Source organism: Fervidicola ferrireducens (assembly GCF_001562425.1).
Lineage (GTDB): Bacteria > Bacillota > Thermosediminibacteria > Thermosediminibacterales > Thermosediminibacteraceae > Fervidicola > Fervidicola ferrireducens.
Window position 1 is genome coordinate 187,282 of record NZ_LOED01000001.1, and the last position, 21,924, is coordinate 209,205.

At 46.4% G+C, this 21,924-nt stretch carries 22 protein-coding genes, 1 riboswitch and 1 other annotated feature; of the genes, 5 read left to right on the forward strand and 17 right to left on the reverse strand.

Going from position 1 to position 21,924, the window contains the following annotated elements; all coding sequences use genetic code 11:
* Positions 1 to 70 precede the first annotated feature (70 nt).
* The 6 genes from AN618_RS00900 to AN618_RS00935 all read right to left on the reverse strand — a co-directional run bounded on the left by AN618_RS00900 (position 71) and on the right by AN618_RS00935 (position 7,668).
* Entirely contained in the window at positions 71 to 571 is a 501-nt protein-coding gene (locus AN618_RS00900) for a nitroreductase family protein (protein ID WP_066350895.1), read from the reverse strand.
* A gap of 1 nt (position 572) precedes the next feature.
* Positions 573 to 3,719, reverse strand: a complete 3,147-nt coding sequence (gene ileS / locus AN618_RS00905; protein WP_066350902.1) for an isoleucine--tRNA ligase — start codon at positions 3,717 to 3,719, stop codon at positions 573 to 575.
* Positions 3,720 to 3,791: 72 nt separating this feature from the next.
* Positions 3,792 to 4,010: a binding site (T-box leader), on the reverse strand.
* Positions 4,011 to 4,052: 42 nt separating this feature from the next.
* A complete protein-coding gene (locus AN618_RS00915; RefSeq protein ID WP_066350907.1) occupies positions 4,053 to 5,129 on the reverse strand; it encodes a bis-aminopropyl spermidine synthase family protein in 1,077 nt (358 codons plus the stop codon).
* A gap of 532 nt (positions 5,130 to 5,661) precedes the next feature.
* Positions 5,662 to 6,249: a hypothetical protein gene (locus AN618_RS00920; RefSeq protein WP_222926200.1), complete on the reverse strand. Its 588-nt coding sequence runs from the start codon at positions 6,247 to 6,249 to the stop codon at positions 5,662 to 5,664.
* A 544-nt stretch (positions 6,250 to 6,793) separates the two neighbouring features.
* A complete protein-coding gene (locus AN618_RS00930; RefSeq protein WP_066350913.1) occupies positions 6,794 to 7,099 on the reverse strand; it encodes a hypothetical protein in 306 nt (101 codons plus the stop codon).
* Between the two features lie 236 nt (positions 7,100 to 7,335).
* Complete coding sequence (locus tag AN618_RS00935) at positions 7,336 to 7,668, reverse strand: Na-translocating system protein MpsC family protein (protein ID WP_066350915.1); 333 nt, start codon at positions 7,666 to 7,668, stop codon at positions 7,336 to 7,338.
* 328 nt (positions 7,669 to 7,996) lie between these two features.
* Here AN618_RS00935 and AN618_RS00940 point away from each other — a divergent pair, with 328 nt between their 5' ends.
* Positions 7,997 to 8,272, forward strand: a complete 276-nt coding sequence (locus AN618_RS00940) for a hypothetical protein (protein WP_066350918.1) — start codon at positions 7,997 to 7,999, stop codon at positions 8,270 to 8,272.
* 5 nt (positions 8,273 to 8,277) lie between these two features.
* On the opposite strand, the gene AN618_RS00945 is transcribed toward AN618_RS00940, so the two are convergent.
* Positions 8,278 to 9,087 (reverse strand): undecaprenyl-diphosphate phosphatase, encoded by an 810-nt coding sequence (locus tag AN618_RS00945; RefSeq protein WP_066350921.1) that lies wholly within the window; start codon positions 9,085 to 9,087, stop codon positions 8,278 to 8,280.
* A gap of 12 nt (positions 9,088 to 9,099) precedes the next feature.
* A complete protein-coding gene (locus tag AN618_RS00950) occupies positions 9,100 to 9,624 on the reverse strand; it encodes a phosphoribosyltransferase (RefSeq protein ID WP_066350923.1) in 525 nt (174 codons plus the stop codon).
* A gap of 48 nt (positions 9,625 to 9,672) precedes the next feature.
* Here AN618_RS00950 and ndk point away from each other — a divergent pair, with 48 nt between their 5' ends.
* Positions 9,673 to 10,077 (forward strand): nucleoside-diphosphate kinase, encoded by a 405-nt coding sequence (gene ndk / locus AN618_RS00955; RefSeq protein WP_066350925.1) that lies wholly within the window; start codon positions 9,673 to 9,675, stop codon positions 10,075 to 10,077.
* On the opposite strand, the gene AN618_RS00960 is transcribed toward ndk, so the two are convergent.
* Genes AN618_RS00960 through polA form a run of 4 tightly spaced genes read right to left on the reverse strand, consistent with a single transcriptional unit; the run spans position 10,078 to position 14,915 of the window.
* Positions 10,078 to 11,112: a nicotinate phosphoribosyltransferase gene (locus AN618_RS00960; protein WP_066350926.1), complete on the reverse strand. Its 1,035-nt coding sequence runs from the start codon at positions 11,110 to 11,112 to the stop codon at positions 10,078 to 10,080.
* 32 nt (positions 11,113 to 11,144) lie between these two features.
* A complete protein-coding gene (locus tag AN618_RS00965) occupies positions 11,145 to 11,714 on the reverse strand; it encodes a lytic transglycosylase domain-containing protein (RefSeq protein WP_066350927.1) in 570 nt (189 codons plus the stop codon).
* Positions 11,687 to 12,310, reverse strand: coding sequence for a dephospho-CoA kinase (gene coaE, locus AN618_RS00970; RefSeq protein ID WP_066350930.1), 624 nt, complete (start codon positions 12,308 to 12,310; stop codon positions 11,687 to 11,689). The genes AN618_RS00965 and coaE overlap by 28 nt, the downstream gene beginning before the upstream one ends.
* Positions 12,311 to 12,323: 13 nt before the next feature.
* Entirely contained in the window at positions 12,324 to 14,915 is a 2,592-nt protein-coding gene (gene polA / locus AN618_RS00975; protein ID WP_066350932.1) for a DNA polymerase I, read from the reverse strand.
* 178 nt (positions 14,916 to 15,093) lie between these two features.
* On the opposite strand from polA, the gene AN618_RS00980 reads away from it, so the two are divergent.
* Complete coding sequence (locus AN618_RS00980) at positions 15,094 to 15,471, forward strand: helix-turn-helix domain-containing protein (protein WP_066350935.1); 378 nt, start codon at positions 15,094 to 15,096, stop codon at positions 15,469 to 15,471.
* A 17-nt stretch (positions 15,472 to 15,488) separates the two neighbouring features.
* Here AN618_RS00980 and AN618_RS00985 read toward each other — a convergent pair whose 3' ends face one another.
* Positions 15,489 to 16,499, reverse strand: coding sequence for an SPL family radical SAM protein (locus tag AN618_RS00985; protein ID WP_066350937.1), 1,011 nt, complete (start codon positions 16,497 to 16,499; stop codon positions 15,489 to 15,491).
* Complete coding sequence (locus AN618_RS00990; protein ID WP_066350939.1) at positions 16,471 to 17,304, reverse strand: 5'-methylthioadenosine/S-adenosylhomocysteine nucleosidase family protein; 834 nt, start codon at positions 17,302 to 17,304, stop codon at positions 16,471 to 16,473. Before AN618_RS00990 ends, AN618_RS00985 begins: the two co-directional genes overlap by 29 nt.
* 101 nt (positions 17,305 to 17,405) lie before the next feature.
* Between AN618_RS00990 and AN618_RS00995 the strand changes: the two genes are divergently transcribed.
* Positions 17,406 to 18,677 carry an HD-GYP domain-containing protein gene (locus AN618_RS00995; protein WP_066350941.1) on the forward strand — a complete coding sequence of 424 codons (1,272 nt, stop codon included), beginning with the start codon at positions 17,406 to 17,408 and terminating at the stop codon, positions 18,675 to 18,677.
* On the opposite strand, the gene AN618_RS01000 is transcribed toward AN618_RS00995, so the two are convergent.
* From AN618_RS01000 to AN618_RS01005, 3 genes are all read right to left on the reverse strand, one after another.
* Positions 18,678 to 19,322 carry a nicotinate-nucleotide--dimethylbenzimidazole phosphoribosyltransferase gene (locus AN618_RS01000; RefSeq protein WP_245628327.1) on the reverse strand — a complete coding sequence of 215 codons (645 nt, stop codon included), beginning with the start codon at positions 19,320 to 19,322 and terminating at the stop codon, positions 18,678 to 18,680.
* Between the two features lie 46 nt (positions 19,323 to 19,368).
* Positions 19,369 to 19,544: riboswitch (cobalamin riboswitch) on the reverse strand.
* 576 nt (positions 19,545 to 20,120) lie between these two features.
* Positions 20,121 to 20,834 (reverse strand): RNA-guided endonuclease InsQ/TnpB family protein, encoded by a 714-nt coding sequence (locus AN618_RS13435; protein WP_222926202.1) that lies wholly within the window; start codon positions 20,832 to 20,834, stop codon positions 20,121 to 20,123.
* 2 nt (positions 20,835 to 20,836) lie between these two features.
* Complete coding sequence (locus tag AN618_RS01005; protein WP_222926204.1) at positions 20,837 to 21,208, reverse strand: hypothetical protein; 372 nt, start codon at positions 21,206 to 21,208, stop codon at positions 20,837 to 20,839.
* A gap of 359 nt (positions 21,209 to 21,567) precedes the next feature.
* Here AN618_RS01005 and AN618_RS12540 point away from each other — a divergent pair, with 359 nt between their 5' ends.
* Positions 21,568 to 21,912: a zinc ribbon domain-containing protein gene (locus tag AN618_RS12540; RefSeq protein ID WP_222926206.1), complete on the forward strand. Its 345-nt coding sequence runs from the start codon at positions 21,568 to 21,570 to the stop codon at positions 21,910 to 21,912.
* Positions 21,913 to 21,924: the final 12 nt, after the last annotated feature.

Sequence of the window (21,924 nt, forward strand, 5' to 3'; positions counted from 1 at the left end):
CTTTTCCTGCTGCCGTTTAAAGGTTTGTTAAAAAAAGCAAAACCCGAGGTTTAAACCCTCGGGCTTAAGTTTATTCATATTTCTCCCACTTTAGCACTTCGGAAAGCGGCTTTTTGGGTGGATTTGGCGTTTGAGCAGGGTACCCCAGTGGCACGAGCGAGATTAGTTCGTACTTTTCGGGCACCCTGAGGAACTGCCTGACCTCCTCGCTGTAAGGCCTCCTGTATCCCGCTACCCAGCAAGAGCCGATACCGTGTGCTTTAGCTGCTAGCATGATATTTTCTGTAGCAGCAGAACCATCTTCCACAGCATGCTTGTTGTCCCTCTCGCAAAAAACTGCCACGCAGGCGGCGGCATCGGCTATGAATTTACCCCATGTTGCAAGCCGCGCCAGTTCCTTTTTTCCTTCTTCGCTGGTTACCACTACGAATACCCAAGGCTGAACGTTATTCGCAGAAGGAGCAAGTCTTGCGCAGTCTATGATGTCTTCAATTATTTCTTTTGGAATGGGCTTTGCCTCGTACTGGCGCACGCTTCTCCTTTCCTTTAAAACCCTAATAGCCTCGTTCACATTACTCACCTCCCATCTTTTTTACTCCCAAAATTGCTCTGTGCCCGTTTATGTCCCACTCCCTGGCGAAGCTGCCCTCAGGCGGGGCGGCTTTTTCGATGGAAATAGCAAGGGTATCGCCTTTGATTTCTTCGCCGTGGACGTTTAACGCCTCGTCGATTACGCTATCCCCAGTGTAATAGACGTAAATCTTGTCCTCCACTTCGAATCCGGCTTCTTTCCTCATGTTCTGAATCTTGCTGGTGAGCTCCCGGGCTATTCCTTCCAGCATCAGCTCGCGGGTAATTGTGGTGTCGAGCACGACGTAGTAGCCGCCTTCTCCTTCTGTGCAGAATCCTTCTTTGTCCTGGGCCCTTATGTCGAGCTCTTCCTGGGTGAGCCTTACTTCCTGACCTTCCACATTGAGGACGACTTCGCCCTTTTCCCTGGCCTCCCTTATAAGTTCAGCAGCATTGGCTTTGGAAATTTCCCGGGCAATAGCTGGCATGAGTTTGCCGTATTTGGGGCCCAAAAGGTCAAAGCGCGGCTTTAGCATATAGGTGAAGTACTGTTCCGCCATGTGGATGTATTCGATTTCTTTTATGTTCAGCTCTTCTTTTATTATATCAGTCAGGTCTTTCAAGAGCTCTTCATCTCTGGGATTCCTGAGCTGCACCATCATTTTCGAAAGGGGCTGGCGGTTTTTGATTTTTGCTTTGTTCCTCGCAGCCCGGCCCAATTCTACGATTTTCCTCGCCATTTCCATCTTGTGCTCCAGCTTCTCGTCGATGAGTTCTTGCTGCACCTCCGGATAATCGCAAAGGTGCACGCTCTCGGGTGCGTCGGGGTAAGGAACCCTCACCAGGTTCTGATAGAGTTCTTCGGTGATGAACGGAACGAAGGGCGCCGCCATCTTTATGAACGTGACCAGTGCTTCGTAAAGGGTGAGGTACGCCGCGATTTTGTCGTTGTCCATTTCGGACTTCCAGAACCTTTCCCGGCACCGGCGAACGTACCAGTTGCTCATGTCGTCCACCAGCTGTTCTAAAGCCCTTGCTGCCGTCGTTATGTCGAAATGGTCCAGGCTTTCTCTGACTTTCTTGTTGGTGCTGTTTATCCTGGAAAGCAGCCACCGGTCCATCTCGGACCTTTCTTTCGGGTCAAGAGAATATTTCCTCGGGTCAAAATTGTCAATGCTGGCGTATAACGTGAAGAATGAATATATGTTCCAAAGGGTCCCCAAAAATCTCCTCTGGGCCTCGCTCACGGCCTCCTTGTAAAAGCGGCTCGGCATCCACGGAGGGCTGGCCACGTACAGGTACCACCGCATCGCATCGGCTCCCTGCTCGTTGAGCACCTCCCAGGGGTCGAGCACGTTGCCCTTGTGCTTGCTCATCTTCTGCCCGTACTGGTCGAGGACGTGTCCCATAACGAGGACGTTCTTGTAGGGCGAGGTATCAAACAGCAACGTTGAAATCACAAAGAGGCTGTAGAACCATCCCCTGGTCTGGTCTATGGCTTCGGATATGAAGTCAGCAGGGAAACGTTCCCTGAACACTTCTTCGTTTTCGAAAGGATAGTGGAACTGGGCAAAGGGCATGGAGCCTGAATCAAACCAGCAATCTATAACTTCGGGAACGCGCTTCATGTCGCCGCCGCAGTCAGGGCACCTCAATATAACTTCGTCCACATAGGGCTTGTGCAGCTCTATATCTCCAATTGGCAGCTTGCTCATCGCCTTCATTTCTTCGATGCTTCCCACGGCGTGTTCCTTACCGCACTCTTCACATACCCAGATGTTTAAGGGCGTGCCCCAGTAGCGCTCGCGGCTAAAACACCAATCTATGACGTTTTCCAGGAAATTGCCAAAACGTCCATCTCTTATATGTTCCGGGTGCCATCCAATTTTTTGGTTTAACTCCAAAAGTCTTTCTTTTACCGCCGTCGTCTTGATGAACCAGCTGCTCCTGGCATAATAAAGAAGCGGCGTGTCGCATCTCCAGCAGAACGGATAGGTATGAAGGTATCTTTCGGATTTGTAAAGAAGCCCCCTCTGTTTCAAGTTCTTTATTATATCCTTGTCGGCATCTTTCACGAACATTCCCGCCCAGGGCGCGACTTTTTCGGTAAATCTTCCCTGGGTGTCCACGGGCTGCAGTATCGGAAGTCCGTATTTCTGCCCCATCCGGTAGTCGTCCTCACCGAAGGCCGGCGCCATGTGCACTATCCCCGTTCCTTCGTCCATGGTCACGAAATCTCCCGTTACTACGTAAAAAGCTTTATCCTTGTATTCTTCAAAGAACGGAAATACTGGCTTGTACTTTAGTCCCGCAAGTTTGTCCCCCGGGAATTTCTCTAAAACCTCGTATTCCCCTTCTACGACGCCCAGCCTTTCTTCCGCAAGTATCAGCCTTTCCCCGTTTTGCTCGATTTTTACGTAGGTCGCATCTTCCTTTACCGCCAGCGCCACATTCGACGGTAGCGTCCACGGCGTCGTGGTCCAAACGAGGAAATAAGTACTGTCCTCGCCTTCCAGCGGGAACTTCACAAATACCGACGGGTCTTCCACTTCCTCGTAACCCTGGGCCACTTCATGGCTGGAAAGCGACGTTCCACACCTGGGACAGTAGGGCACTACTTTGTGGCCTTTGTAAAGCAGGCCTTTCTCCCAGATTTTTTTCAACGCCCACCAAACCGATTCGATGTAGGTGTTGTGGTAGGTGACGTAGGGGTTCTCCATATCTATCCAGAAGCCTACCCGCTCGGTCATCCTCTTCCATTCCTGCTCGTATGTGAATACGCTTTCCTTGCACTTTTTAATGAACTCTTCGACGCCGTATTCCTCGATTTGGGGCTTTCCGCTTATCCCTAGCTGTTTTTCCACTTCCAGTTCTACCGGAAGGCCGTGCGTGTCCCAGCCCCCCTTGCGCTCCACTCTGTAGCCCAACATGGTTTTGTACCTCGGAATCAGGTCCTTTATAACCCTGGTAAGGACGTGGCCTGCGTGGGGTTTACCGTTAGCGGTAGGGGGGCCTTCATAGAAAACGTAGTGCGGGGCGTCTTTTCGATTTTCCAAAGTCTTTTCGAAAATCCTTTCTTTTTTCCAAAAATCAAGCACCTTTTCTTCGATGGGAACAAAGTTCATAGTAGGTTCTACTTTTTTGAACATATTAACTTATATCCCTCCATCAAAAATCCTTGCAGCTATGTATTTTCCATAAAACGAAAAATCTCGCCCCAAAAAAGGGGCGAGACTGCTCCCGCGGTACCACCCTGATGGAACCGGGCGAAATCCGCCCGGCCCTCTCATTGAGATAACGGCAAAGCCGTAGGCTCCTACTCCTTGCGTTTCGGGCCTCGCTCCGGGGGGATTTTCGGCCACCGGTAATCCGCCGGTCTCCCACCGCCACCGGCTCGCTTGGGGTTTCCCGGTGCTTACTTTCCCCGTCATCGCTTTTACATTTTCAATTTTTTTCTAATATACCCTACTTTTCAACCTTTGTCAACGGCTTTTCTCCGGCTTATATATTAAAGCCTCTTCGTCCACATAAAGTTCGCAGGGCATGGGTTTGTTTTCGATTTTCTCAAAGCCGCTCACTGTTTCTATGCGGTACATCGAAGACCTGTACCAGTTGAGCTTCGGTTTCACCTGAACGAAGGAGTAGTCATCCCTGATGCTTCCCAAGAGGTAGTCCCAGTTGACGTAATGGTTAAAATTGTCTATTATGTCCGTAATGGCTACTTTAAATTTGGAAAGCAGCATCTGCTGGAACTGGCTCCACTTTTTAAGCGACGCCTCGGTGCGGGTTAACCCGAAATATCCGGCACAGCCTTCCCCTGAAAGGCTCGAAAGCCCCCGCGTCATGCAAACTTCTAAGGCCTCGAGCGTCTCAGGCGGGTCGGTGTTGAAGGTGTCGAAATACCCCACGTACTGTTCTGGAAGTTTGTCCCTGAAGTCGTATTTAAATGCCTTTACAGGCACGTTGAGCTTTGATGCCTTTTCGTTGATGTAATTTACAAGTCTATCGTCTATCTCCAGGACAACGATTTCTTTGGGCATTCCGGTAAGACCGGCTGCCAAACTCAGAAGGTCATCATCGCCAAGCACTAAAAGTTTTTTGCCTTCAAGGTCTCCGCGTTCGGTCATAAGGGCTACTCTCGCCATGACACTGGCCGTAGTGATGTATCCCTGGTCATAGTCTATAATGGCTTTGGGTCGGTCTACCGTAAGCTCATCGAATTTTTGCATCCATTCCTTTATTTTTTCCAATCCGATTCCGCGACCTTCACAGGCAGGGCACGTGTAGTCCCTTCTAGGTGCTATCGAATTATCTTTCAAGAATTCCTGTCCCTGCCGTGTAAGAGTAATAGCTCCGTCCTGGTCGACGCTGACAAGCCCTCTTTCCCTTAGAGCACCTATTATCTCCGCTACAACACTAAACGGTTTTTGAACAGTGCATACTATTTCCCAAAAATGCGAGGAACTTGCAAGACCCGAGATTACCTTTTCCACATCCCGCACAGTAGTATCCACTTTCGTCTTCGCGGTCACTTCCTCTGAAAGTTGCCTGACGTCCATGACCTCACCTCCATATTGCGATTTAAAAAGGACCCTGCTTTATACAAGGCCCTGAACCGAAAGAGAAATATCTCATTTGCCGCGAACGGCAATAATTATATAATTTAAAGCCACTAAAGTCAAGAGCAGTCAAAATGCCGTATCGGCTTAAATCAAAATAAAATTTACATTCTGGGGATTTAAATCGCATTAAGAGGATTCCTTTATAAAATTATATAAGATATTATACCCACAATCTAAGTTTTATATAAAAAATTTCCCCTCACCGAGGAAAATTTCAACGGGAAATGGCACTATAGGGCGTAATTTATCGGTCAAGCCTGTCAAGCTTCGAAACTGCCTATAGGCGTTTCTCAGAGTGTATACCCTTGCCTTTAGCAAAAGACTTTGCTTCTCGTCTGCAGTGGACTTTTACTACCGAGTTAACGCCCATACCATGCGCACAAAAATTAGAGGCGCCTTTAAATAATCGCCTCTTCTTTATCTGTTTCTCCTCCATTTATGAATTTGTTTACCAATTGTGGATAGTATACTACAAAATTTTTTTATATAATAGATTGTTTCTATATACGTACATTTCAAATTTATCTAGAATGAAATTTTTTGATGCCATAAAGACACCGTTTATAAAAACTTCTACAGACCATTTACCATTAATAATTAAGTTACAATCATCTAAATCTTTTAAATCTATTCCAGAAAAAGCTCTCCTTTTTCTTCTATGGTCATTTTGAACAAATATATCTATGGCCCCTACAATAATTTGCTCGGGGTTTTTCCAAAACATACTTATGACCAAATCATCTTTTACATTACTTAATTGAACAAAACAAATTACATTACTATCAAAAGAAGTAATTGTATCGGTTATACCAATTGGATTATAAAATTCATCGATACCTAAACATATACATATATAATCGATTACAGGCATAAATCTCGTTATTTTAAGTTGAGACGCACAAATTGATGAAAAAATCCCTTTTTTGTTTATTTGAATATACCTTTCTGCTCTTGGATCATTTAAATAATATACATCATTTACCACAAACTTGTATATTAACGCATCATCTTTCTCAATTATTGCGTGCCATGACTTATCATTTTCGTTGAATGACATAGAAACTTTTTGTAGTGAGTCAATATCGTTGCTACTAAAGTATAATACATTAACACTTCTAGCAAAATCATTCTGATATTCAAGATGGTAAATCATTAAAAGGACTTCCTTCCTCAATTCTTAATACTTTTTTAATGTTAATGTTTTATTTAAATTTTTGAAGAAATAACATCCCATAAGTATTGAAAAGCGGTTAAAGATAATGCAAAGTAAAGAGCACTTTTTAAAGCAAGTTTGATAGAATTATTTGTCCTTTCTTTGTAGTGGAGTAAATAAGAAAACAGACCATATGCTATAAATTTGTTATTTTTAGTTATTTATTCAGGATATTTTATAAATAAATTACTTTTTTAGTAACATATCCCATAGAAATTGTGCTATAGTAGCAGCGAGTGATATAAAAAATGCACTCCTAAAAGCTCTTTTAAAAGGATAATTTTTCCCTTTACAAAATAAATAAAGAATAATAGATAGCGAGCTCAACAAAAAAATAAATCTTTCTATATAACTATATATATTCATAAGTATTTAACTCCTTTACTGCTTAATCTGAACTGCCGAAAATTCTATTACCTAGTTTAATAATATTATCAGCAGTGGAGTAAAAATGGCTTACAATGACAGCTGATGCCGCCGCTTTAATTGATTTAGCTCTGTTTTTAGTAGCAGCATATGTGGTTTTATATACACCAGTCGCTGTTACAGCATCACTAACAACACTATTTAACATGTTTCTTGCTACTTCTTTTGTTGCTTTTTTTACACTTTCTTGATCAATCTTTGTTAGTCCTGTATAGTGATTTCCGCTACCTGAATACCATTCACGACTTGAAGGAATCCCATAACCCATAATCTATAAATCCTCCTTATCTGTTAAAATATTATAGCAAGAAGGAAAATCCTTCACGTCAGGGGAAACTAAGCTAAAGAAATGAATTTTCGGATAAAGTGGTAGCTTTCTCAGCTTAAACCGCTCATCTTGCGGATCTCTCTTATCCAGTCCACTTATTTACTTGATCAGCTCTTGTTTACATAATAAATATCATACTAATCATTTTTTTGTCAATATAGATTATTATTTTTGTCTTACAAATTTTCTCTAGATAAAAACTCTTCTACGGGTTCGACGGTTATTATTATAGTACCTGCCAGTTGATTCACAGGGTCGTAATCTTTCAAAATACTCCTTATTTCCAGGCCGGTGGCTTCTTCAAAATTTTTCTTAAATCTCACCTTAAACTCGTTCAATAAAGCCAGGTCCATCAACCTTGCGGTGAAACTATCTTTATTGTCCAAGTGCCTTAAAACCGATATCCGTCGGTTCAAAGCTATTATTATCTTATCTCCTATTACCTCAACTTTTTGCCAATCGAGCCCCCTGCCGTACATCTCCTCGTTGACGCGGTTATTTATCTTCATCACTTCCTGTTTGAAATCCCCGAGTTTTTCAAAAAAATCCCTCCTCGCTAGGGTTTCATTAACAAACCACCTTCAAAATGAATAGATTAAAATAAAATATTGCTTTTCAAAGGAGGAATAAAGCCGTGGAGTTCGGCATCGAACTTTTCGCAAGCAGGGCAATTTACATTGCCGACTACCATGAAATTTCCCTTGCAATCACCGTAAACGACAAATTAAAATAGAGGAAAGCCTTTCGAAGGACGCCTTCAATTTTTATGGCGTAATTCTCGGAGGGAAAAGGGTAGCTGCTACGGGGCGTAAGATTCTATATTCTTATAAGGACCTTGTGGAAATATTTGAAGCCAAACCCGCACGGCCCTTCAGGCTGCTTTACTTGAACCCCGAAGACGAAATTAAGCTTGCAATAGATACCAATTTGTATCTTGACCCCGGCCTTATGGCGCAGGATTTGATAATGCGCCTGCTTACGGAAAACAAATCCCTAGAAATTCCCCTAAACAGGCCGGACGTTAAAATGGACTGGCCGAGGCGCGGATTTTTTGTAGTCGACCTTAGCGAATATGTAAAGGCGATGTACGCCGAAAGGACCTGCGTACTTTAAGCGTATCATCCCACCACTCCGGCATACACGAGAAAAAGCATAAGTGCACCTACGGCAATCCTGTAATACGCAAAGGATTTCAGGGAATGGCGCGTAAGGTACGCCAAAAACCTATCCACCGCAAGAAGCGCCACAAGGAAGGAAACCACAAATCCAACTCCCAACGCCTGCCATTCGGTAGCGGTCACCGAAGAGAACCCTTTCATCAGCGAATACGTGGTAGCCCCCAGCATTGTCGGGATCGCGAGGAAAAAGGAAAATTCGGCAGCAGCTTTTACCGATAAGCCCGCCGCCATACCCCCTATTATTGTAGAAGCAGAGCGCGACATACCCGGAAAAAGCGAAAGGCACTGGGCGATACCTACTATCAGCGACTTTCCTGGAGTCATTTCTTCAAGGTCTTCGATACCGTAGCGCCCGAAGACGTTTTCGGCCAAAATCATAAGAAATCCCCCCAATATCAGGGCGATCGCCACCGTAAACGAAGAAAAAAGATTCTGTTCGATGTAGTCATTTATGAGCACTCCGACTGCGGCCGAAGGCAAAAAGGCTATGAAAATATTCAGCCAGAACCGGAATCCCCGCTGCCCGGGCAGTAACTCCTTAAGCGAATTTATGATCTTATGCCTGTAATAGAATATAACTGCAAGGATTGCCCCCAGCTGTATAACTATCTCGAACATTATGTGAAACGGCCTTCCTTTAAAATCTATGAGGTCTCCCACTATGATTAGATGGCCCGTTGAAGAAACGGGCAGAAATTCAGTCAAGCCTTCGACTATTCCCATAATGATTGCTTTCACAAAAAGCTGCATTTTTACTCTCCTTTACCCTTTATTTTTTTTTATAATCGAAATCACTTCCTCGTCAGAAACTTGAGGGAAAGACTTATAAAACTGACCGACGGCGTAAAAGGGCTCCTGCGAATAAATGTACACCACTTCGTCCACGAGGTTTTCAAGTTCCACGAGAGTATCGGGAGCTATAACAGGAGATGCCACGACAACGAGCTCGGCATTCAGCCCCCGTATGAAGTCGATCGCAGCTTTGACCGTATACCCGGTGGCGATTCCGTCATCAACTATAATGGCGGTTCTGCCTTCCAGATTTTCGTAAACATCGCTTCCCCGATACTTCATCAATCTTTCCTTTATCTTATTGATTTTAATCTGCTTTTGTGCTTTTACATAGCTTTCGCTCACCTTTAAAACCCTCACTGCTTCCTCATTTATTATAACGTTGCCATCAGGAGAGACGGCGCCGATAGCCAGCTCTTCGTTAAAAGGTGCACCTATCTTTCGGGCGACGACAACGTCAAGGGGCTCACCCTTTTTTTTAAACTTGCGGCACAAGATAATGTTATGTAAAATATATTAAAAAAATTCAAAGGAGGTATCTTTTTGGAGAGAACTTTCGTAATGGTTAAACCCGACGGCGTAAAGCGCGGCCTTATAGGTGCCATTTTACAGCGCTACGAACAAAAAGGCTTGAAACTCGTGGCAGCAAAGCTCGTCAACGTATCAAGGGAACTTGCCGAAGAACATTACCGCGAGCATTTTTCCAAACCTTTTTTCAATGAGCTTATAGAATACATAACGTCGGGGCCTGTCTTTGCAATGGTGCTGGAAGGGGAAAACGCCATTAAACTGGTGCGTTTGCTCAACGGAGCCACTAAAGTTGAAGAAGCACTTCCCGGCACTATCAGGGGCGATTTTGCTACGTCCACGACCTACAACCTCGTCCATGCTTCTGATAGTCCGGAAAGTGCCCGCCGGGAAATAAAACTCTGGTTCCCCGAGCTTTAATTATTTAAATTTTTTCAGCCTCGGATTTTCTATAATACCCGGAATCCGGCCTCTCTTTGCCACAGGCCTGCCTTCCACCACCTTGATGTCCATGGTCATGTCTATCGGCGATGCCCCGGAAATGTAACTTCCAACTCCGAAAGCATCCGCACCGGCTTCCGAAAGCTCCCTTATCCTTTCGGGGGTAAGGCCGCCGGATACAAATATTTTCACATAATCGTAGCCTTTTTGGTCAAGCCTTTTTCTCACTTCATAAACCAGTTCTTTGGTAACTCCACCCCTCTCGCTGGGAGTATCCAGGCGCACCCCTTCGAGAGCCCTTCCCAATGCCTCGGCCACCGCCAGCGATTCTTCGACTTCATCCTTGAAGGTATCTACCAGTATGATTCTCGGCGAATCCGGGGGCATAATCTCGTCGTACGCCTTTGCCACCGATACGGTGTCCCCGGCGATGAGCATGGCCGCGTGGGGCACCGTCCCCGACGGCTCGCGGTTGAGGAGCTTTGCTGCCAGTATGCAGCTGGCGTTGCTGGCACCACCTATCACCGCCGCCCTCTCCATTACCGGCGCCACCGCGGGGTGCACGTGACGGGCGCCAAAGCAAATCATCACCTTGTCTCCCGCCGCTTCCCTGCACTCCCTGGCTGCCGTCGCCCAGCCGCTGGATTGGGCCAGAATCCCCAGGAGAGCGGTTTCGAAAATGCCGAATTCCCCGTAAGGGCCTTTTATCCGCATCACGGTTTCTTTGGGCGAAAATCTCTCGCCTTCAGGAAGCGCGTAGATTTCAACGTTTTTATCCTTCAAAAGGTTGATTACTTCCTCCACTCCGCACATTATGCCGGCTTTCCTCGGAAAGACCTCGGCCACCACATCTGTATTTTCAAGGCCCATGTATTTCAATATTTCCATGGTCTTAATGAAATAGATGTCGGTGGTGGCTCCTTTTTTTATTTCTTCATGGGTAGCCGAAAAAAAGAGCCTGTCTTCATCTACTTTGAAATTTTTTACATCTTCTAGACTCTTCATTTCCTTCATAAAATAACCTCCGCCATAAGATGATTTATCACCTAAGATTTGGTTTTAAACTCGTACAATTTTCTATACCAAAAATAGGCCTTCTTTACCTTTTGCACAAAACGCCTGGTTTCCTCGAAAGGTATGAAATTGGGGTTCTTTTTCTTATCGAAAATTCCGCTTTTTATCCACTCCCTGACATTGCCCCTCCCTCCATTGTATGCGGCCAGAGCCAAATCGGTGTCCTTAAATTCCTCGATTAGCCCGGCAAGATACCAGGTACCTATGCGGATGTTTACCTCGGGATTGAAAATTTCTTCCGCCTTTAGATTTTCAATCCCCATTTGCTCGGCGGCCCACCGGGCCGTATCGGGCATAATCTGCATTAAACCCATAGCACCTTTAGGTGACACCGCCTCCGGCGAAAAGTTGCTTTCCACCTTTATGACGGCAGCCACGAGATAAGGGTCCACACCGTATTCATCCGCATATCTGAGTATATACTCCCCGTACTTTAACGGGTACAGGTATCTCAAAAACCACAGCACGTTGCTGTAAAGCGAAAACAATCCAACCAAAATTAAGACAACAATTGCTATGTTCCTCGTGGTGAATCTTTCCACGTCTTTTCAAATTCCCTCCATATCTCGTCCACTTGTTTTTGCGTGTTTTCTATGTCGCCGCTGTTATCAATGATTCTGGTAGCAAACTTCAGCTTTTCCTCCAGAGGCATCTGGGCCCTTATTCTTTCCATAGCCTCGGCGTAGCTTATGGAGCTTTCCCTCTTTATGAGCCTATCAATTTGAGTTTTTTCGTCTACCGCCACAACCCACACTTCATCCACCAATACGTCAAGCCCTATTTCCAGGAGGAGGGCGGCGTCTATTATGACAATCTTTTCGTTTCTCCTCCTGCATGCCTCAAGTTCCCTTTTTATCTCCTCCACTATCCTTGGGTGAGTTATCCGGTTCAGGAGATTTAATTTTTTTTCATCGGAAAAAACTATTTTGGCCAGTTTTTTCCGCCTGATGTTTCCGGATTCGTCCAAGATCTCCTTTCCAAAATATCTCACTATGTCTTCCCACGCGGGTTTGCCCGGCTTTACTATCTCTTTGGCTATCTCGTCAGCATCGATGATGTAAGCGCCCTTTTGGCGCAACATCCTGGACACTGTGCTTTTGCCACTTGCGATTCCGCCGGTAAGGCCTATGACTTTCAAAGCTTCCTCCTCCCTAGCTTATTTCTTCCCAGCTTTTTCCCACCTTGAAATCCACCACCAGCGGAACCCTGAGCGGTACGGCGGTTTCCATATCCGATTTTACGATATTTTTTACCACTTCTAGTTCATCCTTCGGCACGTCGAAAATCAACTCATCGTGAACCTGAATTAGCATCTTCGCTTTGAGTTTAAGTTCTTTGAAGTGATTGTAGATTTTCACCATTGCCACTTTTATTATGTCCGCGGCACTCCCCTGTATGGGGGTGTTCACCGCGACCCTCTCCGCAAAGGACCTCAGGTTGTAGTTTCTGCTGTTGATATCCGGGATATAGCGCCTGCGGTTCAAAATTGTGGTCACGTATCCTTTCATCTTTGCATCTTTTATGGTTTCTCTTATGTAATCTCTCACTTTGGGATATCTGTTAAAATAGCTTTCTATATACTCCCTGGCCTCGCTGGTAGTAATCCCCAGGCTCTGGGCCAAACCGTAATCGCTTATACCATAGATTATACCAAAGTTTACAGCTTTTGCTCTATCTCTTAATTGCGAGGTTACCTGTTCCTGCGGGATACCGAAGACCTCGCTGGCAGTCCTGGCATGAATGTCCTCGCCCTTTACGAACGCCTCTATGAGTCTTTCATCCCCCGAGAGGTGGGCAAGCACCCTCAGTTCTATCTGGGAATAATCACCGGAAAGCAGCACGTGGTCCGGGTTTTCCGCCACAAAAACACCCCTTATCTTTTTCCCGATATCGGTCTTCACGGGGATGTTCTGGAGGTTGGGTTCAGTGCTGCTTATACGTCCCGTAGCCGTTATGGTCTGATTGAAATTGCTGTATATCTTGAACGTTTCCCGGTCCACTAGCGACAATAGCCCGTCGGCGTAAGTCGATTTCATTTTCATCAAGAACCGGTATTCTAAAATTTTCTCCACAATCGGGTGGGCGCCTTTTAGCTTTTCCAGGACTTCCGCGTCGGTGGAATACCCGCTCTTTTTCTTTTTGATCACAGGGAGGCTTAGCTTCTCAAAGAGCACCTCTCCGAGCTGTTTCGGAGAGTTAATGTTAAACTCTAAGCCTGCGAGTTTATATATTTCATCGGTCAGGCCTTCCAGTTTTTGTCCGAATTCCAGAGAAAGTTTTTGAAGCTTTTCGGGGTCCACCCGGATGCCCGCCATTTCCATGTCCGCAAGCACTATGCTCAAAGGCATCTCCACATCTTTGAAAAGACTTTCCATGTCCTGATTTTTGAGCTTTTCGCTTAACACTTCTTTTAAAGGCAAAAGGAATGACGCCCGCCTGCCGGCATCTTCCGAGCTCCTAAGCTCCGTGCCCAGATTTTCAAAAACCAGACTTTCCAAATCGTACCTGGCTTTTGACGGGTCGAGAAGGTATGCCGCCAGCATAGTGTCAAAATCGTATATAAAATCAATTCCCTCTCTAACAAGAGCAATCCTGGCGCGCTTACCATCGTGAACGATTTTTGCCGTTTCCCGGTCGGTCAGCAACGACAAAATCGCATCTTTCAGCCTTGGATTTTCCTTCAGGGCTCCTTCCGGCACAAAATAACTATAATCGCCGGAGGCAGAAAGCCCGATACCCTTAAGTCGAACTGCGGCGGGGCTTTTACCTTCTGTCTCAAATTCAACAGCTACAACTTTTCTCGTCTTTACTTCCTCTATGATCTTATCCAATTGCCCAACATCAGCTACGCAAACGGATGCCTTTTCCGGTCGATTATTATCCCGGGTCCGGGGCAGCCTGTCGAGGAGGCTGTAAAATTCAAGCTCTCTGAAAATTCGGGCCAGTTCTTCGTAATCCGGTTCGCTGAAGGCCAGCTCTTCCAAATCCACTTCGACGTCTACATCCCTGACAATGGTCGCCAGTTTTTTACTGCTCTTTGCCTGTTCGCCGTAAGCAAGCACGCTCTCCCTCAACTTGCCTTTTAAGGCACCGGCATTTTCCAGAATGTTCTCAAGCGTCCCGTATTCCTGTAATAATTTTAAAGCCGTCTTTTCACCAATTCCGGGAATGCCGGGCAGATTGTCGGAAGCATCCCCCATCAGCCCTTTCATATCAGGGACGGCCTCGGGCGGTATGCCGAAGCGCTCTTTTATCTTTTGGACGTCGTAAACTTCCATTTCCGATATGCCCTTGCGGGTGAGCATCACCTGCACTTTCGGGGATACCAGCTGAAGCGTATCCTTATCCCCTGTCACTATTAATGTCAAGAGTCCCGCTTCTTCGGCTTTTTTTGACAAACTTCCCAGGAGGTCGTCGGCCTCGTAGCCCTCCTTTTCCACGTAGCGGATGTTCATAGCCTCCAGAATTTGTTTTAAAATCTCGAACTGCCCAGCCAGCTCATCCGGCATTTTTATCCTGTTGGCCTTGTACGCCGCATATTCCTGATGCCTGAAAGTCGGTGCTTTCCGGTCAAACGCCACCGCTATGTAGTCGGGGGACTCTTCTTTTATAATTCTCATGAGCATGTTGACAAAACCGTAGACGGCGTTGGTATGAACCCCTTTCGACGTCATAAGCGGCGGAAGCGCGTAAAAAGCCCGGTGCATCAGGCTGTTCCCGTCGATAAGCATAATTTTTTTCATCGGCGTCACTCCTTTTACTTATTATTCACCAAAAGCGCTTAAAAACCTTCTATGTGAGGAAAAATATTTGTACTATAAATCGACAATATTTGACTTATTTTTTAGTACCTCTATTCTCTTTACTTTATTTGCTAAAAATTGCACGATATAGTAAGAAAACCTATCAGGAGTTGGTTGGATGGAACACAGGGAAATATTTTACGGCATCGGAAAACGAATCCGGCGCTTACGAAAGCAGCGCAACCTGACCCAGGAGGAACTCGGAGAAAGGGCCGGTCTTCATTACAGCTACATCGGACAGGTGGAAAGGGGAGACAAAATACCTTCCCTTAAAACCCTCTCAAAAATAGCTCAGGCACTGAATGTGAGTCTGGATTACATTTTGGAGGATGCCGAAACTTACAAGGTAAAACCTGACTCCGAAAGTGCCATCAACGAACTTTTGGCTATGGTTAAAACCAGGCCCACCCACGAGATAAAATTGCTGACCTCGGTGTGCAGGACGATTATCGAGGAACTGGACTCTTGGAAAAAGAACCAAGAACAAGACTTCTGAGGCTTTAAAGGCCAGATTTACAAAATGAAAATTTTATCCTCCGGGATATGCTTTTTTAATAAAGACCAGAGTTTTTCTATTATTTTTCCTTTAACTTCTTCATCATAAGTATATACTCCTCCCGTTTCTATATAAGGGTAATGGATTATCTCCGAAGGCGGGAAGTTTTTCCTCATCCTCTTCAGGTAATCGCGGGGTATCCTGAAGACGCCGATGCTCGCGTCGTTTACCTTATCTGCCGGAATCACCGAAAACGTCCGGCTTATCAAATTTTCGTAAGCTGTTTCCCAGTTTTCAAAATACAAAACCGGGTCGAAGCACAGTCTCACTTTCCAGCCATCGCCGATGGCTCTTATTATATTTTTCAACCTGAGCTCAAGGGGCGGCGTATTTTTTTCGTATTTTTTAATCACTTCGGTCGGCGAAAGGGTCCAGGCCAAAATCACATTGCTGGCAGGCACAAGATAGCTTATAGCCGAATAATTCGCGCTCTTTGTGCGTATTTCAAGCTTTAAATCCTCTTTTCCCCTCGCAAACTCAATCCACATCGCGGAAAGAGCTATAATCCCCTCGATGGCTAGAAGGTCCGTATCGTATGAAATGCAAAGGTAAAGCGGCTTTTGTTTTAGAATGTCTTCGACTTCCTTGAAGTAATCCTCTACGTTCACGAAAATCACGAGGTTCGCCGACGGATGCATACCTTTAAGATAACAGTAATCGCACGAATAAATGCAATTCAAAGCCGGCGAAGTGTAATAAAAATTTTCATTTCCAAAATCGTGACAGATATCCGGGCCCCGGTAAAGCAACTCTCCCTTTTTGGCTGCGAGTATTAGCTTCCTGCTCGACTCCTGGACGAAAAAGTTCTGCCTAGGCCTGCAAAATACGTCCTTGTAATGTTTTATCCGGACTTTGAGAGCTTTCGGAAATTTTTTTAAAATTTCTTTCGTTAGAGGGTTTTCCTCAATCCCTTCTTCCACGTATATGTGAGAAAAGCTCTTAACAAAGCAACTTTTTAATCCTTTCAAAGTAAATCTTCCCTTCGCTTTTTGAGTTTACCCTTACGTTTAAAAAATCATAGAGCTCCCCCGGCAATCTTTCGTGCTTCGACAGGTAAAACAGTATTAAATTTTTCAGCTGGTGGGTCATTGTAAAGGTTAGTTTAAGGTTCCCTGCGAGTTTATCAATTATTTCCTTCTCCTTTCCGGATAACCCCACCGAAAAAAGGCAATCAATGGATTCCAGAGATGACATAAAACCTTCAATCAAAGGCAGATTTTTTCTTATGAGGTCCGATACAAAAGATGGCTCTACCCTGACTCCCTCCAAATAGTCGTGAATCACCTTTATGCAGTGGACTTTGTGAGGGGGCAGGAAAAATGACGCTGCTTCGAAGAAGCCGGCTCCCTCCATGTCGACCGCATCGCCCTCTATACGGTCTTCCGGGAAATTTCCTTTAATAACCGGGAAATCAAAAGTTTCCAGCACTCCTTCCTTCATGTCGTGCCTGGCTATCATATCGGGGTAAAAAGCCCTCTTCGTATCGTGGTAAATTATCTTGTGACAAAGGATGGCGTCACCCTTTTTTAGATTAATATTTTTCGCCCCGGCAATGCCGATGTTCAAAACCGCATCCCTATCGGTGGCTTCAAACTCCGCAAGCAAAAAAGAAGTGGCGCAAGAGGAGGCAACTACGCCCGGGCCGCTTTCCACCAAAGCCACCTCTTCTCCGGCAAAAACCTGGAAGCGGCTATTTTTTACGACCTTCTTCAAGCCGAAATATTCGATAATGGGCTTTGCTTCGGCGTGATATGCCGTCACTATGTAAAACACGGCCTTTCACCTTTTCCACTTTTGTTATGGTATAATCAATATATAGTTTACCATATTGCGGTTCCCTCGAAAACTTAATAAGCCTATGAAAGGAGCATTGGATGATTAAACAACCAAAAATACACCTTTTTGACTTCATAATCTCCTTATCGGAGGCCGTCGACCTCATAAGCCCTCTTGTCGCCAATCACCACTTCAAAGTGGCTTACATCGCCTACATGATAGGCGCCGAATTGCGACTTCCGCCCGAGAATCTAAACGATCTGGTCCTCGCAGGAGCTTTGCACGACATTGGGGCCATTTCGCTCAAGGAAAGGCTTGATGCCCTGCAGTTCGAACTGGAAAATCCCTATCAGCACGCCGAAATGGGTTATCTGCTTTTGCGAAACTACGGCCCTTTTCTCCAAATTGCGGACATTGTGCGCTTCCACCATGTACCGTGGAACAGAGGGGAAGGTTTAGAATTCAAGGGAAAAAAAGTGCCGCAAGGCAGTCACATCCTGCACATTGCGGACCGGGTGGCGGTTTTGACGGGCAATAACCAGCAAGAAATCTTGAGTAAATCGAAAGACATTATAAAAAAAGTGGAAAGCCAGTCGGATAAATTGTTCGCGCCCGAACTAGTCGAAGCTTTTAAAAGCCTCGCTTTGAAGGAGAGCTTCTGGCTGGAAGCCGCTTCGCCTTCGATAAGTTCGGTCTTAACGAGCAGGATCACGCTTCCCGTCGTAGAACTGGACATCGAAAGGTTGACCGAAATCGCAAAGCTCTTTTCTCAAATTATCGACTTCAGGAGCCGCTTTACGGCCACCCATTCCAGCGGCGTTGCGGCGAGCGCGGAATACCTGGCAAAACTTTGCGGTTTTTCCGGAAGAGAATGCCTGATGATGAGGATAGCCGGGTATCTGCACGACCTGGGAAAGCTAGCCGTCCCGGTGGAGATTCTTGAAAAAAACGGGCAACTGACGAAAGAGGAATTCGAAATTGTAAGGGCTCACCCTTTTTTTACATACCGCATTTTGGAACCGCTGAAAGACCTGGAGGAAATCGCCGCCTGGGCTTCCTTTCATCATGAACGGCTGGACGGCAGCGGCTATCCTTTCCACCACAGGGCTTACGACCTGCCCCTTGGCTCCCGCATAATGTCCGTGGCCGACGTCTTTTGCGCCATCACCGAAGACAGGCCATACAGAAAGGGTATGCCGAAGGAGCAGGCCGTAAAAGTACTCGATGACATGGTCAAAAATTCGGCTTTAGACGCCTACGTCGTGGAAGTTTTAAAATCCAACTTCGACGAAGTAAACGAGTTTCGAAAAATTGCCCAGTCCTCCGCAGCAGAAGAATACCGCATATTTTACGAAGGCGCCGGTTTTTAACTATTTTTCCTCTTTCGAAACGCCCGCTTCTTCGAAAGTGGCCATTTCCCTTATTATCTTCACGGCCGCTTCGACAAGATTCTTGGCAAGTACAGCACCGGTGCCTTCCCCCAGCCTCATCCTCATGAAGATCATGGGTTCGAGCCCCAGGAAGTCCAGCATTACTTTATGCCCGGGTTCCTGCGACACGTGGGATGCTATCATGAACTGAACGGAGCGGGGCTCTATTTTGGAGGCGACGAGGGCTCCCGCGGTAGAGATGAATCCGTCGATGATAACAGGAACCCTCCGGGAAGCCGCCCCGAGGATTACTCCGGCAATGCCGGCGATTTCCAGCCCCCCGACTTTCGCCAGGACCCCTACTGGGTCCCCGGGGTCAGGCCTGTTTACTTCCAGGGCTTTTTTTATGACGTTCAATTTTTTTTGCAAGCGCAGGTCATCTATCCCCGTTCCCCGCCCAACTATTTTTTCTAAAGGCTTGCCGGAAAAAACAGCCAAAATGGCGCTGCTTGCCGTGGTGTTGCCTATCCCCATATCCCCCGTCGCAATGAGGTCGGTTCCGGTATCTATCCTCTCCCATGCGGTTGTTATGCCCACTTCGATGGCTTCAACCGCTTCCTTCTCGATTTTAATTTGATAAAACAAAAAGTCCCTAACTGTAATAAATTACAGCAGGGACTTTGCCATCATCCCGTAGCAAACCTTTCGGGCAGGTCTTCTGGCTCCGGTTCATCTCCCCTTACGCCTTCCCGGTTTCCCAGTGGCATTTTGCAAGGGGAATCCCCGTCACAGCGGCGGGTCCGCTCAGGATTTTCACCTGATTCCCTATTCTCCCCATCACGGGGCACCCGAAAGGTTATATTATTATACCGATTTTTGTTATTATATATTCTCCAATCTTCCCAAAATTCCTTCACATTATATGAGATTTTTTTAAAATCACTGGGCAAAAGAAGGATTGCACCTAACAAGTGTCGAATATTTGATGTGGGACCTCACGCTCCTTTTTTGCTCTGTGGCGAGGTCTTTTTTATACTCTATCAACGATTATAAGCTCCACATTTTTTTCGTCGAAAAGCCTTTCGGTATGCAGAAAACTTCTGGAAGACCCCATTAATAAAAAAATTTGAAAGCCTCTTGAAAACTGTGATGTCCGACGACCCTGTAGTTTCAGCCGAAACTTACTGCGAACTTTTATACGGGAAATTTTTCCACTGACCTGGAAGCCTATCTTGAAATAGTTGAGGGGATAGCCAGGAAAAGAGGAATAGATTTAGAGAGAGAAACTCTGAGGAAAATGGCTGTGACATCCTCCCCCTAATGAATTAAGGGGCATCCCAGCGTGGGACGGCGGCTTTAAGCCGCAGGTTAGCCAGCACTCCCCGGACTATCCGGTTCATCACCTTGGCTTTAAGGGGTGTCACACTCCCCTTTCTCCCGGGGTCATGCCCCGAGAGCATCGAGCGCTCTCGCGGCTATGTTTATTGCCCCCACCCTGTCCGCATCAGATTGGTAGCCACATTTTATGCATTTAAACCAGCCTTGGGCCTTACGATTATACCGGGAAGCATTCCCGCACTTCGGACAGGTCTTGGAGGTCTCCTTGGGGTCGACGTAGATTACGGGCACTCCGGCAAGGGCTGCCTTGTATTCGATAAACGAGGCCAGCTCCTTGAAGTTCCACCCGGACATCATCCGGTTGAACTTTTTTGATCCTTTAGTCCGCTCGCGGATACCCAGCAGGTTCTCAAGTGCGATGGCTTTGCCTTCTCTCTTCGCTATTTCTACTATGCGCTTTGAGATGCAGTGGTTGATATACCGCATCCACCTTGTTTCGCGGCCGGCTTCTTTCTTGACTCGGGAAAGCCTGCCCGCCTGCTGAAGTGCAGCTCTCCTTGCTGCCCACCGTTCCTTGCGCCATCTGACCTGGCGGCCGTCAAAAAAGATGTTGTTGGACAGCACGGCAAGCTTTACTATGCCGAAGTCGACCCCGATTACGCCGCACGGCTCGTTTAAATGTGTCTCGTATACTAATGATATGGCAGCATACCACTCTCCGTCTTTACCAAGCCATATCTCCATGGACCCTTGTCGGCAGGAACCTCCTGCCAGGTCCTGGAGCCTTTTGGCATGGTATTCAGAAGTGGCAATGGGCACTGCTATCTGGCTCCTACCGGAGGAGACAGGAAACTTGATGACCCATGTGCCTGACGGCAGCTGATGTATTGAATAGAATCAAATTTGGGCAGGCTGGATTTCTTGCCATTTTTTGTACGGGAAAGGTATGAGCGATAAGCTGAGAGTGCTTTGAGCATGGCGCACTGGAGTGTAGCGCGGTTGAGGTCGAATAGTTCACAGGCCTTGTGGTAGGTCTCTCGGTTTAACTTTGCCCTGCTAGTGGTGTTCAAGGTCTCAGCCTGCTTTAGGAACCAGGCGCAGGCTTTTCGATATGTCTCGAGCATTCGGGCCATTTTCTCCAGTTTGCCTTTGTTTGGGGATAGGAGTTTTAGCTTTAGAGTTACTGTCTGCATTTAGCATCTCCTCCGGTTCGCTTAAATTTTAGCACAACCGGAGAAAAATAGCAAGTCGCCATTCATCCCCCGATTAAAATCGGGGGCATTCTGGCGGGATTTTTGTAAGGTGATATTGGCAGAAGGTACGAGCTAACCTCAAACAGAATTCCCGCCGGTGGAAACAAATAGCGCGCCGGGAAAAGAAACAGGTAGAACACTTGTTGCACATGGCTACATCTCACTTTATTGCGGAATGTGTGCAACGGGGTGTGAAGGAAATAGCCATTGGGGACCTTAATGGAATCCGTGAAAGCATTGACTATGGAGACCAGTTGAACCAGCGGCTGCACGCCTGACCGTACCGGAAGTTGATTGATATGCTTAAATACAAAGGGGTGCTGGCGGGAATTCTGGTGCGAGATGACATAAATGAAGGAAGCACGTCTATTACTTGCCACGCCTGCGGGAAGGTCATGGCTTCCAACCGGAGACACCGGGGTTTGTATGTATGTTCCTGTGGCTGGAAAGCCCAAGCAGACGTAAACGGTGCCCTGAACATCTACGATAGGGCGTATAAGGTATCTCCCGTGAAGGGGAGTAGTGGCCGTGTGGCGCGGCCCGCGGTCGTGTCATACCAGTTGGGATGGCACGGCGTCGCAGAACCGAAGCGCGGGGATAAAACCCTGCGTGCATCCGTATTAGGATGCCCCTCAATTCATTGAAGGGAGGACGTC